Raw genomic sequence first — 15129 nt, forward strand, 5'->3', positions numbered from 1 at the left:
GCCCGCGCGGGCGTGGTCGACGCGGGTGGCCGAGGGCTCTGCGTGCTGCTCGACGCCCTGGTCGAGGTGCTCACCGGGGAGAGCGCCGCGCTGCTCGCGCCGGCGCCGCGCTCCGCCCGCCCGGCGGCCACCGCCGCCCGGGAGACCGGCTCCGACGAGTACGCCTACGAGGTGCAGTTCCTGCTCGACGCCCGGGTCGAGGCGGTCACCGGGCTGCGGCGGGCGCTGGACGCCCTGGGCGATTCGCTTGTCGTCGTCGGGGACGGGCGTGAGCCGGAGGGCACCTGGAACGTGCACGTGCACGTCAACGACGTGGGCGCGGCGGTCGAGGCCGGCGTCGCCGCCGGCCGCCCGTACCGGATCTCGGTGACCCGTTTCGCCGACCAGTCGGAGCCGCTTCCCGGCCCGCCGGCGGTCGGCCCGCCGGCGGTCGGCCGGGCGGCGGTGGTGGTGGCCACCGGCGGCGGCATCGCCGACCTGTTCGCCGCGGAGGGCGCCACCGTGCTGCCCGCCAACCCGTCCACCGGCGAGCTGCTGGACGCCGTGCGCAGCACCGGCGCGGCCCGGGTGGTGGTGCTGCCCAACGACGCCAACACGGAGGCGGTGGCGAGCGCCGCGGCTCGCGAGGCCCACCGGTACGGCATCAAGGTGAGCGTGGTGCCGACCCGCTCACCCGTGCAGGCGTTGGCCGCGCTCGCGGTCCGCGACGGCGACCGCCGCTTCGAGGACGACGTGATCGCGATGGCCGAGGCGGCCGGCGCCTGCCGTTACGCCGAGGTCTGCCACGCCAGCCGGGAGGCGTTGACGGTGGCCGGCCCGTGCCGTCCCGGTGACGTGTTGGCGCTGGTGGAGGGGGAGGTGCACCTGGTCGGCACCGACCTCACCGACACCTGCGCGGCAGTGGTCGACCGAATGCTCGGTGGCGGTGGCGAGATGGTCACCCTGCTGGCCGGGGTGGACGCTCCGGCCGGGCTCACCGACGCCGTCCGCGCGCACGTCGCGAGGCGTTGGCCGTTCGTCGAGGTGCACGCGTACCCCGGCGGCCAGCCGTTTTATCCGCTCCTGATAGGGATCGAATGAGCGAACCAGCCACCGTGGACACTCCGTTGAAGAAGCTGGTCGGGGAGAAGACAGCCAAGGCGTTGGCCGGGCATCTCGACCTGCACACCGCGGGTGACCTGGTCTACCACTTCCCACGCCGCTACGACGAGCGGGGCGAGCACACCGACATCCGCTCGCTGGACGTCGGTGAGCAGGTCACCGTGCTGGCCCAGGTGCAGCGCACCGCGGTGCGCCCGATGCGTCAGCGGCGGGGCAACCTGCTGGAGGTGACCGTCGGCGACGGCTCCGGCGGGTTGCTGACGTTGACCTTCTTCGGCAACCAGGCGTGGCGTGAGCGGGAGCTGCGCCCCGGCCGGTGGGGGCTGTTCGCCGGGAAGGTCACCGAGTTCCGGGGCAAACGGCAGCTCAACGGCCCGGAGTACGTCCTGCTCGGCGACGGTGGCGACGGCGAGGCGGCGGTCAGCGACGACATCGAGGAGTTCGCCGGTGCGCTGATCCCCGTCTACCCGGCCGCCGCGGCCGTGCCGACCTGGGTGATCGCGCGCTGCGTGCGGGTCGTGCTGGACACCTTCACCCCACCGGACGATCCGCTGCCGGCCGACGTGCGGGCCAGCCGGAAACTGGTCGGGCTGGGCACCGCGTTGACCGAGATCCACCGGCCGTCCAGTAAGGAGGCGCTGTACCGGGCGCGGCGGCGACTCAAGTGGGACGAGGCGTTCGCCGTTCAGTTGACCCTGGTGCAGCGCAAGCACCGGGCGGCAGACTGGCCGGCCCGGCCCCGTCCGGCGCGCTCGGGTGGGCTGCTGGAGGCCTTCGACGCCCGACTCCCGTACGAGCTGACGGCAGGTCAACGCGACGTGGGCGTGGAGATCGCCGCGGATCTGGCCGCCCCGCACCCCATGCACCGGTTGTTGCAGGGGGAGGTGGGCTCGGGCAAGACGGTGGTGGCGTTGCGGGCGATGCTCCAGGTGGTCGACGCGGGCGGGCAGGCGGCGCTGCTGGCGCCCACCGAGGTGCTGGCCGCCCAGCACCACCGCGGCATGCTCGACCTGCTCGGGCCGCTCGGCAGCGCCGGCGAGCGTGGGTTCCGCCCGAGCACGCCACCCGGGTCGAGCTGGTCACCGGCTCGCTGGGCGCGGCGGCCCGCCGCCGGGCGCTCGGTGAGGTGGCCAGCGGCGCGGCCGGCATCGTGCTCGGCACCCACGCCCTGCTCTACGAGGGCGTCGACTTCGCCGACCTCGGTCTGGTCGTCGTCGACGAGCAGCACCGCTTCGGCGTGGAGCAGCGCGACGCGCTGCGGGCCAAGGCGGACCAACCGCCGCACGTGCTGGTGATGACGGCCACCCCGATCCCGCGCACGGTGGCGATGACCGTCTACGGCGACCTGGAGGTCTCCACGCTCTCCCAGCTGCCCCGGGGGCGCTCGCCGATCGCCTCGCACGTGGTGCCGGCCGCCGAGAAGCCCGCCTACCTGGACCGGGCCTGGCGTCGGCTGCGCGAGGAGGTCGGCGCCGGCCACCAGGCGTACGTGGTGTGCCCGCGGATCGGTGCTGGTCCGGCCGCCGACGAGGAGCCGCCGCCGGTCGACGACAACGGCCGTCGTCCGCCGCTGGCGGTGACCGAGGTGGCTCCGCTGTTGGCCGAGGGTCCGCTGCACGGCCTGCGGATCGGGGTGTTGCACGGCCGGCTGCCGGCCGACGAGAAGGACACGGTGATGCGCTCCTTCGCCGCCGGTGACCTGGACGTGCTGGTCGCCACGACAGTGGTCGAGGTGGGCGTGGACGTGCCGAACGCGACGGTGATGATCGTGCTGGACGCCGACCGCTTCGGGGTCTCCCAGCTGCACCAGCTGCGCGGCCGGGTCGGCCGGGGGGCCGCCGCCGGGCTCTGCCTGCTGGTCAGCGAGGCGGCCGAGGGTTCCTCGGCGCGGGAACGGCTCGACGCGGTGGCGTCCACCAGCGACGGGTTCACGCTCGCCGAACTCGATCTGGAGCAGCGCCGCGAGGGCGACGTGCTCGGCGCCACCCAGTCCGGGCACCGCTCGCACCTGCGGCTGCTGTCGCTCTTGAAGGACGCCGATCTGATCCGCGACGCCCGCGCCGAGGCGATCACCCTGATCGAGGACGACCCGGAGCTGACCCGCAATCCGGCGCTGGCCGCCTCGATCGCGGCGCTTGTCGACGAGGACCGCGCGGAGTACCTGGAGAAGGGCTGACGCCGCTCCGGCGGCCCTGATCCTTTGATCACCGGAAGTCGGGGTGTCCCGTTGTGGGGGACACTCCGACCTCGGTGGTCCCGGGTCGATCACGCCCACCGGCCCGGCACATGACGAAGGGCGCGCCGACCGGATGGTCGCGCGCCCTCAGCTGTCAGAGCGGGTTGTCTCAGGCGGTGAAGCGCACCCGACGACGACGGGCCACCACGAACAGGGCGACACCGGCCGCGAGCAGCACCGCGGCACCGGCGATGATGCCGCCGGTGGCAGCACCGGTCACCGGGAGGCCCGGCTCCTCGCCGCCGGCGCCACCGCCGCCGCAGTTGCCCTCCGGCGTGTAGATCGCCTCAAGCTCGAGGTCCATGTCCGGCAGGGCGACGATCGCCGTCTTGTCCTTGCCGGCCTTGAAGGTCACCGTCTCCGCCGCGCCAGCGGCGACCGTACGGGTCTCGGTCTTGCCGTTGTACGTGAAGGTCGCCTTGACCGGCAGCCCACCCTTGGGGTTGGTCGCGGTGAGGGTGAAGTTCTTGCAGTCGGCCTTGGTGGTGACGGCCGGCAGCGGGCAGTCCTCGGGGCGCTGCCACGAGTACGTGCCGTTCTCGACGACCTTGCCGTCGACCAGCACCTCGATCTTGCCGGCGTCGGCGGCGGGCACCACGACGCTGGTGTCGGCCTTGCCGGCCGGGACGGAGACCTTCTTGGTGAAGCCGTTCTCGCCCTTGACCTCGAACTCGACGGCGTACTTGCTGATCTTGCCGTCGTTGCTCAGCGAGACGGCGACCGAACCATCGCAGTTGGACGCGAAGGTGGAGGCCGGAGTGGCGCAGCTCTTGCTGCCGCCGTTGTACCAGCCCTGCGGGCCCTCGGACCGGTTACCCGGAGCGCCCCGCGAGCCGAGCTTCTCGTTGCCGTACCGCTTGCCGCCCTCGACCAGCTCGTCGATGACGCCCTCCTTGCCGCCCCAGATCAGGTCGACCTGGGTGTGGCAGTCCGGGATCTCGACGTCCAGCGTGATCTCGGTCTGGGTGCCACCGATCCAGTCACTGTCCGGCGTGCCGTACACGTACTGCGGGGTGGCGAACTGCGGTCGGGGCGCGAAGTACGAGACCAGCGTGAACCACTGCTTGCCCTCGCCGCAGAGCGGCAGGTCACCGTCGAGCTTGACGGTGGCGGTGCCCTTCGGGCCGTCGAAGGTGTGGCTGTACTTGGCCTTGTCGACCTCGACGCACTTCGGGGCCGGCGTGCAGGACTGGTCGGCGGCGATGTTGATGCTGCCGTCGTTCGTCTGCTCGGCGGTCTTGACGTCCTCGACCCACCACTCGGCGTGCACCTCGAGCTTGGCGGTGGTCGTGTCGCCCGGCACGCGCTGAACGGCGGTGACGGTCTTGCTCTTACCGAGCAGGTAGCCCTCCAGCGGCACCTCCTTCGCGTCCGCGAGGACCGCGTTCACCGGGGTGTCCGGGGTGGTGGTCACCTTTTGGAGCGTCGCGTCCTTGTTGGCTTCGCTGTTCTCCACCTGCCACTCGATCACGCGCTCGCCGGTGAGCCGGTCGCACTCGACGGTGGCGGTGATGGTGGTGTGGTGTGCACTGGCTGGGGCGGCCACTGCGACGACCCCGGTGAGGCCGATGAAGGCGGCTCCCAGGATGGCCAGCGGTCGCCGGAGCGACAGCTTGGGACGGATCACGGGTACTCCTGGAGTGCTGAAGCGTCAGGGGTGTGGCACGAGAGTGACAGTGGACGGTCACTGCACGTCCGGTCGGAGGGGGCCCTCCCGCGCCGCGGGCCGGTGGGTTGCCGCCGGCACCCGGCAGACCCTAGCGAGATCGCGGCGCGTGATACAGCGCTCAGGATTTGCTAAGACGGATGTTATGAACTTGAGATCATTGATATACGACAAGTGATCGGGCGGTTCGGTTGGCGGTACCTACCGTGTCGGCCGCGCGGTCCGGCCGGTCGCGTAGCGTCGTGGTCATGAGCAGGAGGAGACGGTGACCCGAATCGTGGCCGGGACGCTCGGCGGCCGGCGGATCGCCGCGCCTCCCGGCGCCGGCACCCGACCCACCTCCGACCGGGTCCGGGAGGCGTTGTTCAGTGCCGTCCAGGCCGAGGTCGACCTCGACGGCGTCCGCTTCGCCGACCTGTACGCCGGCTCCGGCGCGGTCGGGCTGGAGGCGCTCTCCCGGGGCGCCCGGCACGTGTTGCTGGTCGAGTCCGACCCACGGGCGGCCCGGGTGATCCGGGAGAACGTGACAGCCCTGCGTGCCGGCCCGGCGGCCCGCCTGGTCACCGGCAGGGTGGCGACGGTGCTGGCCGCCGGCCCGGACGGCGAGCCGTACGACGTGGTGTTCGCCGACCCGCCGTACGCGGTGCCGGACGCGGAGATCACCGCGCTGTTGGCCGCGCTGGTCGACGAGGGCTGGTTGGCCTCCGACGCGCTGGTGGTGGTCGAGCGCTCCAGCCGGACCAGGGAGTTCGACTGGGTGGAGGGGATCACCGCCGAGCGCAGTCGTCGCTACGGCGAGACCACCCTTTGGTACGGTCGCCGATCATGAGACGTGCGGTGTGCCCCGGTTCGTTCGACCCGGTCACCAACGGACACCTCGACATCATCGGGCGGGCCAGTCGGCTCTTCGACGAGGTGATCGTCGGTGTGCTGGTGAACCAGTCGAAGAGTGGCCTGTTCACCGTCGAGGAGCGGATCGAGATGCTCCGCGAGGTGACCTCGTCGTACGACAACGTGCGGGTCGAGTCGTTCCGTGGGCTGCTTGTGGATTTCTGCCGCGCCCAGCAGGCGAGTGTGCTGATCAAGGGCCTGCGGGCGGTCAGCGACTTCGACTACGAGTTGCAGATGGCCCAGATGAACGTCGGGCTGGCCGGCGTCGAGACGCTCTTCATGCCGACCAACCCGCTCTACTCGTTCCTCTCGTCGAGCCTGGTCAAGGACGTGGCCAAGTGGGGCGGCGACATCTCCGCCCACGTCCCGGACCCGGTTCGCGAGGCACTCCAGTCCCGCCTGCGCCCCCGTCCCTGACCCAGCCGCCTCCCGCCCGCGCGACTCCGGTGCGCCGGGTGGCCGGCCCACCCGGTGTGCGGCGGTTCGACGGGACGGCAGGCGAGGTCGGCGGGGAGTGACGGCGTCGCGACTCGCCGGGTTGGGGTCTGTGGGGCTGGTGTGGGGCGGGCACGACATGATGGTGGCGCGGGGAACGGCCGTAGCCCGCATCATGGAGGTCGGCCGACGAACGACAGGAGTGAGGTAGCCGGTGGACCCGCTCGATCGCATCGACGAACTGATCGCCATCCTGGAGCAGGCCCGCTCCGTGCCGATGTCGCGTAACAACTGCATGGTCGACCGGGGTGAGATGATCGCCGCGCTCGACGAGATGCGCGCCGATCTCCCCGCCGACCTGCGTCGCGCCGCCGCGCTCCTGGAGGAGCGCGACAAGATCATGGAAGCCGGCAAGCGCGAGGCGGACCGGATCATCAGCGAGGGTGAGGCAGAACACGCCCGCCTGGTCTCGGTGAACGAGATCACCGTCTCCGCCGAGCACGAGGGTGCCCGGATCATCGGCGAGGCCCGGGCCGAGGCGCAGCGCCTGCGTGAGGAGGTCGACGACTACGTCGACACCGCGTTGGCCAACTTCGAGCAGTTCCTCACCCGGGCGCTGGCCTCGATAGAACGCGGCCGGGACAAGATGCACGCGCTGCGCGAGATCGGCACCTTCGCTGGGGATGAGGCGGAACGCCCGCTACCCTTCTGAGCGGCACCTCACCAGCCGACATTCTCAGGCGGTCGTCGCCCCCGGTTCGACCGTGGGGCGGTCGTCCAGGTAACCTTTTTTGTCGGCCTCTCACCGGCCGGAGTCTAACTATGCCCAAACACTCGCCATCGACACTCAACCCCAGGTCGCCGCTGGTCCTCGACACGAGGGAACTGCCGCGCCGCCCTGGTGCGTTGCGTGAGGTCCAGCGGGTCGTGCCGGCACCGGCGGACCTCGGTGTGGAGTTGATCGGCGTGCCGGAGGGCGCGGACCTCGACCTCGATCTGAGGTTGCAGTCGGTGTCCGAGGGCGTGCTCGTCTCCGGGACCATCACCGGTCCCGTCCGGGGCGAGTGCGGCCGTTGCCTGCGCGAGATCAACGACTCGATGGGCGTGACGATCCAGGAGCTGTACGCGTACGAGGACAGCACCACGGACGCCACGACCGACGAGGACGAGGTGGGCCGGATGCAGGGCGATCTGATCGACCTGGAGCCGGCGCTGCGGGACGCGTTGGTGCTCACGCTGCCGACCAACCCGCTCTGCCGGGAGGACTGCCCAGGACTGTGCCCCGAATGCGGGGCGCACTGGGACGATCTGCCGGCCGACCACAGTCACCAGCAGATCGACCCGCGTTGGGCGGGCCTGTCGCAACTGACCGTTACAGAGGAGTAAGAACCGTGGCCGTCCCGAAGCGCAAGATGTCGCGCAGCAACACCCGGTCCCGCCGGGCGAACTGGAAGGCGACAGTGGTCGCGACCGTTGCGTGCCCGCAGTGCAAGTCTCCGAAGCTGCCGCACGCCGCCTGCTCCGTCTGCGGCACCTACAACGGCCGCCAGGTTCTCGAGGTCTGACCTGGACGCCAAGTGACGCCTCCGACCCCAGGTCGGGCGGCGCGCGCATCCTGGCATTCGCCCGGTGCGCCGGCTTCCTCCGACGCCGGCCGGCCCACTCCGGCCGGCGTTCCGGTGGAGCCGGGCACCGCGCGGATCGCCGTTGACCTCCTCGGCGGGGACGACGCTCCCGCCGTCGTGGTTGACGGCGCTCTGCGGGCCATGCGTGCCGACCCTGACCTGCATCTGCTGCTCGTCGGCCCGACCGAGGTCGCCGACGGGCTGATCGCTGCCCTGGATCCGGCGCAGCGGGCCCGGATCACGGTGCGACCCGTCCGGGCTGTCGTCGGCATGGCCGACCACCCCAGTGCCGCCCGTGCTGAGAGCACCGTTCGGGCCGCCGCCACCGCTGTCCGGGACGGGACCGCCGACGCGCTGGTCTCCGCCGGCGCCACGGGTGCCACCGTCACCGCGGCCGTGCTCGGCCTGGGCCGCTGGCCGGAGATCCGCCAGCCCGCCCTGGTCGCCACCCTGCCGGCGGTGGCCGGGCCGGTGGTGCTGCTCGACGTCGGCGGCTCCCTGGAACCGCGCCCCGCCACCCTCGCCCGGCACGCCGTGCTCGGCGCCGCGTACGCCGCGGTGGCGCACTCGATCGTCGCGCCCCGGGTCGGATTGCTCTCGGTCGGCACCGAGGCCGGCAAGGGTGACCGCGTCCGCCGGGCCACCGACCCGCTGCTCGCCATCGAAGCCCTGCCCGCCGGGGCGCGCTACGTCGGCCTGGTCGAGGGGTACGACGTGGCCGTCGGCGCGCGCGCCGATGTGGTCGTCACCGACGGCTTCACCGGTAACGTGCTGCTCAAGGCGTCGAGGGGGCGTACGCGATGGCCGGCGGCCCACCCGCCGGGGGCGGTGCGCCCCGTGCGGCGGCCCTGCTGGGCATCGCGGGGACGGTGGTCGTCTGCCACGGCTCCGCCCGCGCCGCCGACGTCGCCTCCGGCATCGCCCTCGCCGCCCACCTGTGGCGGCGGCGGGCCACCGATCTGGTCTCCGCGTTGCTCGACGGCGACGCCGCGACGGACCGCACCGACCGCTCCACCGACACCGAGGTACGCACATGAGCAACGACAAGCGGCGGCGGGCGTCCGTCGGTCACCTGGAAGCCGCGTTCGGCGTGAGCCTGGAGCCGGAGCTGCTGCAGCGCGCGTTGACCCACCGCTCGTACGCGTACGAGAACGGCGGGCTGCCCACCAACGAGCGGCTGGAGTTCCTCGGCGACTCGGTGCTCGGCGTGGTGATCACGACGGCGCTCTTCCACAACCACCCGGACCTGCCCGAGGGGCAGTTGGCGAAGCTGCGCGCCAGCGTGGTCAACATGCGGGCGCTCGCTGACGTGGCGCGCGGGCTGGGTCCGGACGGTCTCGGCGCGTACCTGCTGCTCGGCAAGGGCGAGGAGACCACCGGGGGCCGGGACAAGGCGAGCATCCTCGCCGACACGCTGGAGGCGCTGCTCGGCGCGATCTACCTCCAGTACGGCCTGGACACCACGGGGATCGTGATCCACCGGCTCTTCGACCCGTTGATGGCCGAGTCGGCCGGTCGGGGTGCCGCGCTGGACTGGAAGACCAGCCTCCAGGAGCTGACCGCGGCGCTCGGGCTCGGCGTCCCCGAGTACCGGATCGAGGGCACCGGCCCGGACCATCTCAAGACGTTCACCGCCTGGGTGGTGGTGGCCGGCAACCGGTACGGCGGGGCCGAGGGGCGCAGCAAGAAGGAGGCCGAGCAGCGGGCCGCCGAGGCCGCCTGGCGGACGCTCGCCGAGCAGAACGGCCAGGACGGCGGCGCCGGTCAGCAGCGCGAGGCCGGCCAGAAACGTGGCGACGGCCGCAACGGTAGGGCCGCCGACGGCGGCCAGGGCCAGTCGGTCGACCGCGACGGCGCGACCGACCGGGACGGCGCGACCGACCGGGACCAGCCCTTCGGGCCACTGGAGCGCGCCGAGCGGGCGGCCGAGGCCGAGCAGGCCGACCACCTGGCGCAGGCCCTGCCGGCCGGGGGTGCCGACGGCCACGAGACGGGGCTGCGGCGTGCCTGAGCTGCCCGAGGTGGAGACCGTCCGGCAGGGGCTGGCCCAGTGGGTCGTCGGCCGCCGGATCGTCTCGGTCGAGGTGCGTCACCCGCGGGCGGTCCGCCGGCACGTCCCGGGCGGCGTGCACTTCGCCGACGTGCTCGCCGGCCGGACCGTGCTGGACGCCCGCCGTCGCGGCAAGTACCTGTGGCTGCCACTGGACAGCGGCGACGCGATCATCGGGCACCTCGGTATGTCCGGGCAGCTGCTGATCCAGCCGTCCGGCACGGTGGACGAGACCCATCTGCGGGTCCGGTTCCGGTTCGACGACGAGGGTCCGGAGCTGCGCTTCGTCGACCAGCGCACGTTCGGCGGGCTCTCGGTGAGCGAGGGCGGCGCCGAGCTGCCCGACGAGATCGCGCACATCGCCCGCGACCCGATGGACCCGGAGTTCTCCGACGCGACGTTCGTCACGGCGCTGCGCCGCCGGCACACCGAGGTGAAGCGGGCCCTGCTCGACCAGACCCTGATCTCCGGGGTGGGCAACATCTACGCCGACGAGGCGCTCTGGCGGGCCAGACTGCACGGTGCCCGACCCACCGACGCGCTGACCGGCCCGGCGGCACAGCGCCTGCTGGGTCACGTCCGCGACGTGCTGGCCGAGGCGGTCAGGCAGGGCGGCACCAGCTTCGACGCCCTCTACGTCAACGTCAACGGCGAGAGCGGCTACTTCGACCGGGCGCTCAACGCCTACGGCCGAGAGGGCGAGCCGTGCCGCCGGTGTGGGGCGGCGATCCGTCGCGAGGCGTTCATGAACCGGTCGTCGTACAGCTGCCCGCGCTGCCAACCCCGGCCCCGGGGTTCCCTTCGGGGATGACCCGGAGTCAGCTCCGGGGCGCTGTCGGCGGGTCGCGGCGGGTCACTCCGGGCCGCACCCCGGTGCCCGCCCGAAACGCCGCCGTTGTCCGACGAACGGACCCTCGCCCCCGGGTGCGCTGATTCCAGGGTGGGCCGGGGCCGATCCCCGATGTGACCGTCCCGTCACGCACCTAGCGTCAGCACCGATGACTGGGGGGCTGACGTGACAGGGGGATCCGAGATGGGCAGAAGACCGGTGACGGTTCGGCTGGCGCGGTGGAGCGCCGAGCACCCGTGGCGGGCGATCGCACTGTGGGTCGTGTTCGTGGCGGTGTGCTTCGTCGGCGGCAACGCGGCCGGCCTCAACGAGGCCACCAGCGGCGACCAGGCGATCGGCGAGGCGGGGCAGGCCAGCCTGATCGTCGATTCCGGTGACTTCGACAACCCGGCCGTGGACAACGTCCTGATCACCTCCCGAGGCGGTGCGCTGGACCAGACGGCGGCGAAGGCGGCGGCGGACGACGCGGCGGCCCGGCTGCGCAGCGTCGGTGGGGTGCTCGAGGTGGGCCAGCCGGTCACCGCCCGGGACGGCTCGGCGCTGCTGCTGCCGATCACCATGTCGGGTGATCCGGAGACCGCCTCGGATCGGGTGCAGCCGTTGCGGGACGCCACCGCCAGCGTGCAGGCCGCGCACCCGCAGTTGCGCGTCGAGCAGGTCGGCGGGCCGTCGATCGGTCAGGCCCTCGACGACACCCTGGGCAAGGACTTCAAGCGTGCCGAGCTGCTCAGCCTGCCGGTCACCCTGGCGATCCTGATCATCGCGTTCGGCGCGCTGATCGCGGCGAGCGTGCCGGTGCTGCTGGCGCTCTCCTCGGTCGCCGCGGCCATGGGTCTGTCCACCCTCGCCTCGCACCTGGTGCCGGCCACCGACACCACCGGCCCGGTGATCCTGCTGATCGGCATGGCGGTCGGCGTCGACTACTCGCTGTTCTACATCCGTCGGGAGCGGGAGGAGCGCGCCAAGGGCAGGTCCGGTCTGGACGCGGTGGAGATCGCGGCGGAGACCTCAGGGCATGCCGTGGTGGTCTCCGGCTTCGCGGTGATCATTTCGATGGCCGGGCTGCTGCTCGCCGGGGACGTCGTCTTCTCGTCCCTCGCCGTCGGCTCGATCCTGGTGGTCGCCGTCGCGGTGACCGGTTCGCTGACCGTCCTACCCGCCCTACTGGCCCGGCTCGGCCGCTGGGTCGACCGGCCCCGGGTGCCGCTGCTCTGGCGGCTGACCGCCCCGCGTACCGGTCGGCACGGCCAGCCCCGCGCGCCCCGGCTCTGGCCCGCCGTGCTCCGGCCCGCGCTGCGCGCGCCGGTGGCGACGCTTGTCATCTCGGTCGGGCTGCTGCTCGCGTTGGCCGCGCCGGCACTCGGCATGAAGCTGAAGTTCCCCGGCATGGAGGATCTGCCCCGCACCACTCCGGCGATGCAGGCGTACGACCGGCTCACCGCCGCCTTCCCGAGCGCCGGCACCAACCACGTGGTGGCCGTCCGAGCGTCGGCCGAGCAGGCTGACCGGGTCCGGACCGCCCTCACCGAGCTCTCCACCCGCGCCGCCGGCGACCCGCTGTTCGCTCCGGTCGAGGCGGACGGCCCGAAGATCGAGGTGTCGGCCGACCGGACGGTGTCGGTGCTGGAGGTCGCCACCCCGTACGCCAGTCGGGACGACCGGTCGGTGCGGTCGCTGGAGAAGCTGCGCGCGGACCTGGTCCCGGTCGAACTGCGCGGCATCCCCGGCATCGAGTACGCGGTCGGCGGCAGCGTGGCCGACAGCGAGGACTACGCGCAACACGTCCGGGACAAGCTGCCGCTGGTCATGGGCTTCGTGTTGGTGCTGACCTTCCTGGTGATGGCGGTCACCTTCCGGTCGGTGGTGGTCGCGGCCAGCTCGATCGCGCTGAACCTGCTCTCCGCCGGTGCCGCGTACGGCCTGCTGGTGCTGGTCTTCCAGGGCGAGTGGGCGCAGGGGCTGCTCGGCTTCACGTCGATGGGCGCGATCGTGTCCTGGCTGCCGCTGTTCCTCTTCGTGGTGCTCTTCGGCCTCTCGATGGACTACCACGTCTTCGTGGTCAGCCGGATCCGCGAGGGGGTGCGCTCCGGCATGCCCAACCGCGATGCGGTGTCGTACGGGATCACCTCCTCGGCCGGGGTGGTGACCAGCGCGGCGATCGTGATGGTCGGGGTCTTCTCGATCTTCGCCACGCTGAGCACGATCGACATGAAGCAGCTCGGCATCGGTCTGGCGGCGGCGATCCTGCTGGATGCCACGATCATCCGGGGAGTGGTGCTGCCGGCACTGATGACCATGCTCGGCGACGCCAACTGGTGGGCGCCGCGCTTCCTGCGCCCCCGCCCGGCACCCGCTGCTCCCAGCGATCCGCCCGCGCCCGCCCCGCGGCTGGTGCCGGTGCCCTGACCCGCGAGCGCGCCGGCCGGCCGCGACCGCGGCCCGGCCCGGCCCTGTCCTCCGGGTATCAGGGCAGTGGACAGGGTTCCCGCGACGCGTCCAGGGTGTGGTCCTTGCGGATCGACGCGAAGCCGTAGCCGACGGTGGTGACGCAGAAGTCGGCTGTCGAGCCGGTGTACTCCACGTGGAAGACCGGCTTGCCGGCGTCGGTGAACGGCAGCAGCTTGGCGCACTGGGCCAGCCGGACACACTCCTCGTTGACCGCGAAGTCGAAGTCCGGGGCCAGCGCGGCGACCTGGGGCACGTCGTTGACCAGCCCGGGGGAGAGGCTCAGCGAGCGGGCCAACTCGGCCAGCCGGCGGTTGAACAGCAGTTGGTCGTCGAAGTCGAGCGGGAAACCGGTGCGCGACGCGTACCCGTCGGCGTCGGCGAACGCCACCGCGCCGAAGCCCTTGCCCCGGCAGAGCCGTAACCGGTCGGCCAGCACCGGTTCGAGCGCGTCCCAGGCCCGCACGTCGAGCCACCGGCTGTCGGGGCGACGCCCGGCCGCGCCCCACACGACGTCCGGCAGGCGGGTCGCGTCCGGGTCGGCGGGGTGGACCGACCCGACGTGCACCTGGCAGATCAACCGGCGGTCCCGGGAGCGCAGCTCGGCGGTCTGCGCGGCGGTGGTGGCCACCGGGTCGAGCAGGAAGACGGTCGCGTCCACCGCCGGGTCGAGTGGGCCGGTGAGCTGCCACTGCCACTGCCAGTGGCGAGCCTGGGCGGCCGGCCACGCGGTGGGCGCGCCGGGCGGGGTCAGCTCGGGTCGACACCCGTACGCCGGTGTCACCAGGACGAGTGCGACGCCGGCCGACAGGGCGCGGCGCAGCGGGCGTACGACGGCGCGTCGCCGCGGCCGAATCCGCATCGGCAGCTCCCGGGTCCCGGACGGCCCGTCGCCGCCCTCGCCGGCACGCCGCCCCCCACGCTCCGGCCCGACGTACCTCACCGGGTCAAACGAGCGCGGGGGCGGGAACGACGCGCGGTCAGCGCGGCGCGGCGAAGACCTGCGTCCAGTACGGCCCGTTGCTGTTGGCGATACCGACGCCGATCTCGGTGAACGCGCAGTTCAGGATGTTGGCCCGGTGGCCGGAGCTGTTCATCCACGCGTCCATCACGGCGGCCGGGTTCTGCTGGTTCCAGGCCACGTTCTCGCCGTAGGTGCGCCAGCTGTAGCCGACCCGGTCCAGCCGGGTGCCGGCGTTGCTGCCGTCGCTGCCGGTGTGCGACATGTTCTGGTGGTCGGCCTGGTCCTGGCTGTGCCGCTGGGCGGCCGTCATCAGCTTGTCGTTGACGCTCAGCGCCTTGCAGCCGGCCTTGGCCCGCTCGGCGTTGACCAGGTCCACCACCTCGCGGGCCTGGGAGCTGACGGTGCCGCTGGAGCCGCCGGAACCCGAACCGTTGGTCGTGCTCGGCGCGGTGCTGCGCGCACGGCGCGACGCGGCGGTGGTCCGCGACGCCGCGGGGGTCGGCTTGACGACCTTGCTCGGCGAGGGGCTCGGCTGCGCCGAGGTGGGCGCGGCGGAGGGGGAGGGGGAGGGTGCGGCCAGGGTGTCGATGGCCGGTGGCTCGGTCGGGGCCTGCGACGCGGCGAAGGTGTCGTCGACAGCGACCGGCTGATCGGCCGCGTCGCCACCACCGGGCATCGCGAGCGCGCCGACGCCGAAGCTCACCACGAGGGTGGCCGCCGCGGCGGCGCCGCCGATCATCAGCGGCTTGCGCCAGCGGCGCGGGGAGCGGTGGCGTCCCTCGCCGGGCCGGCCGGTCGTGCTGGTCTCGGTGCGCCAGCCAGTCGGTCCGGTCCGTGGTCGGTGTCGGTCGCGCCGAGCCGGCCGG

At 72.7% G+C, this 15129-nt stretch carries 11 protein-coding genes and 3 pseudogenes; 11 read left to right on the top strand and 3 right to left on the bottom strand.

What is annotated here, in order from left to right:
- Together JM949_RS24995 and recG are read left to right on the top strand one after the other, a co-directional pair.
- On the top strand, positions 1-1080 hold a 1080-nt coding region (locus tag JM949_RS24995; protein ID WP_203150738.1), incomplete at its 5' end, for a DAK2 domain-containing protein.
- Positions 1077-3277: pseudogene (gene recG / locus JM949_RS25000) on the top strand (ATP-dependent DNA helicase RecG). The gene JM949_RS24995 and the pseudogene recG, both read left to right, overlap by 4 nt.
- A gap of 169 nt (positions 3278-3446) precedes the next feature.
- Here recG and JM949_RS25005 read toward each other — a convergent pair.
- Positions 3447-4964, bottom strand: coding sequence for a cell wall anchor protein (locus JM949_RS25005; RefSeq protein ID WP_203150739.1), 1518 nt, complete (start codon positions 4962-4964; stop codon positions 3447-3449).
- Between the two features lie 304 nt (positions 4965-5268).
- Between JM949_RS25005 and rsmD the strand changes: the two genes are divergently transcribed.
- From rsmD to JM949_RS25050, 9 genes and pseudogenes are all read left to right on the top strand, one after another.
- Complete coding sequence (gene rsmD / locus JM949_RS25010) at positions 5269-5832, top strand: 16S rRNA (guanine(966)-N(2))-methyltransferase RsmD (RefSeq protein WP_203150740.1); 564 nt, start codon at positions 5269-5271, stop codon at positions 5830-5832.
- The gene (coaD, locus tag JM949_RS25015; protein WP_203150741.1) at positions 5829-6311 is read left to right on the top strand and encodes a pantetheine-phosphate adenylyltransferase; all 483 of its coding nucleotides are present in this window, start codon (positions 5829-5831) and stop codon (positions 6309-6311) included. Before rsmD ends, coaD begins: the two co-directional genes overlap by 4 nt.
- A 232-nt stretch (positions 6312-6543) precedes the next feature.
- Positions 6544-7041, top strand: a complete 498-nt coding sequence (locus tag JM949_RS25020; protein ID WP_030335287.1) for an SPFH domain-containing protein — start codon at positions 6544-6546, stop codon at positions 7039-7041.
- A 110-nt stretch (positions 7042-7151) separates the two neighbouring features.
- Positions 7152-7715 carry a YceD family protein gene (locus JM949_RS25025; protein ID WP_203150742.1) on the top strand — a complete coding sequence of 188 codons (564 nt, stop codon included), beginning with the start codon at positions 7152-7154 and terminating at the stop codon, positions 7713-7715.
- Positions 7716-7720: 5 nt separating this feature from the next.
- On the top strand, positions 7721-7894 hold the full coding sequence (rpmF, locus tag JM949_RS25030) for a 50S ribosomal protein L32 (protein ID WP_030335284.1): 174 nt from the start codon (positions 7721-7723) through the stop codon (positions 7892-7894).
- 114 nt (positions 7895-8008) lie between these two features.
- Positions 8009-8991: pseudogene (locus JM949_RS25035) on the top strand (phosphate acyltransferase PlsX).
- Positions 8988-9719 (top strand): annotated as a pseudogene (rnc, locus tag JM949_RS25040) (ribonuclease III); the annotation flags it as partial. The pseudogenes JM949_RS25035 and rnc, both read left to right, overlap by 4 nt.
- Before the next feature lie 238 nt (positions 9720-9957).
- Positions 9958-10815, top strand: coding sequence for a bifunctional DNA-formamidopyrimidine glycosylase/DNA-(apurinic or apyrimidinic site) lyase (mutM, locus tag JM949_RS25045; protein ID WP_203150743.1), 858 nt, complete (start codon positions 9958-9960; stop codon positions 10813-10815).
- A 222-nt stretch (positions 10816-11037) separates the two neighbouring features.
- Positions 11038-13260: an MMPL family transporter gene (locus JM949_RS25050; RefSeq protein WP_203150744.1), complete on the top strand. Its 2223-nt coding sequence runs from the start codon at positions 11038-11040 to the stop codon at positions 13258-13260.
- A gap of 58 nt (positions 13261-13318) precedes the next feature.
- Here JM949_RS25050 and JM949_RS25055 read toward each other — a convergent pair whose 3' ends face one another.
- Together JM949_RS25055 and JM949_RS25060 are read right to left on the bottom strand one after the other, a co-directional pair.
- The gene (locus JM949_RS25055; protein WP_203150745.1) at positions 13319-14161 is read right to left on the bottom strand and encodes an endo alpha-1,4 polygalactosaminidase; all 843 of its coding nucleotides are present in this window, start codon (positions 14159-14161) and stop codon (positions 13319-13321) included.
- Positions 14162-14279: 118 nt separating this feature from the next.
- Positions 14280-15129, bottom strand: an 850-nt coding sequence (locus tag JM949_RS25060; RefSeq protein ID WP_203150746.1) for a CAP domain-containing protein, incomplete at its 5' end; no start/stop codon positions are given.

Source organism: Micromonospora tarensis (assembly GCF_016803395.1).
Taxonomy (GTDB): domain Bacteria; phylum Actinomycetota; class Actinomycetes; order Mycobacteriales; family Micromonosporaceae; genus Micromonospora; species Micromonospora tarensis.

What these genes read in the sequence shown, in the direction of transcription:
- coaD (WP_203150741.1), top strand. Translation starts at nt 5,829, where the DNA reads ATGAGACGTGCGGTGTGCCCCGGTTCGTTCGACCCGGTCACCAACGGA.
- JM949_RS25055 (WP_203150745.1), bottom strand. Translation starts at nt 14,161, where the DNA reads ATGCGGATTCGGCCGCGGCGACGCGCCGTCGTACGCCCGCTGCGCCGC.
- JM949_RS25050 (WP_203150744.1), top strand. Translation starts at nt 11,038, where the DNA reads ATGGGCAGAAGACCGGTGACGGTTCGGCTGGCGCGGTGGAGCGCCGAG.
- JM949_RS25025 (WP_203150742.1), top strand. Translation starts at nt 7,152, where the DNA reads ATGCCCAAACACTCGCCATCGACACTCAACCCCAGGTCGCCGCTGGTC.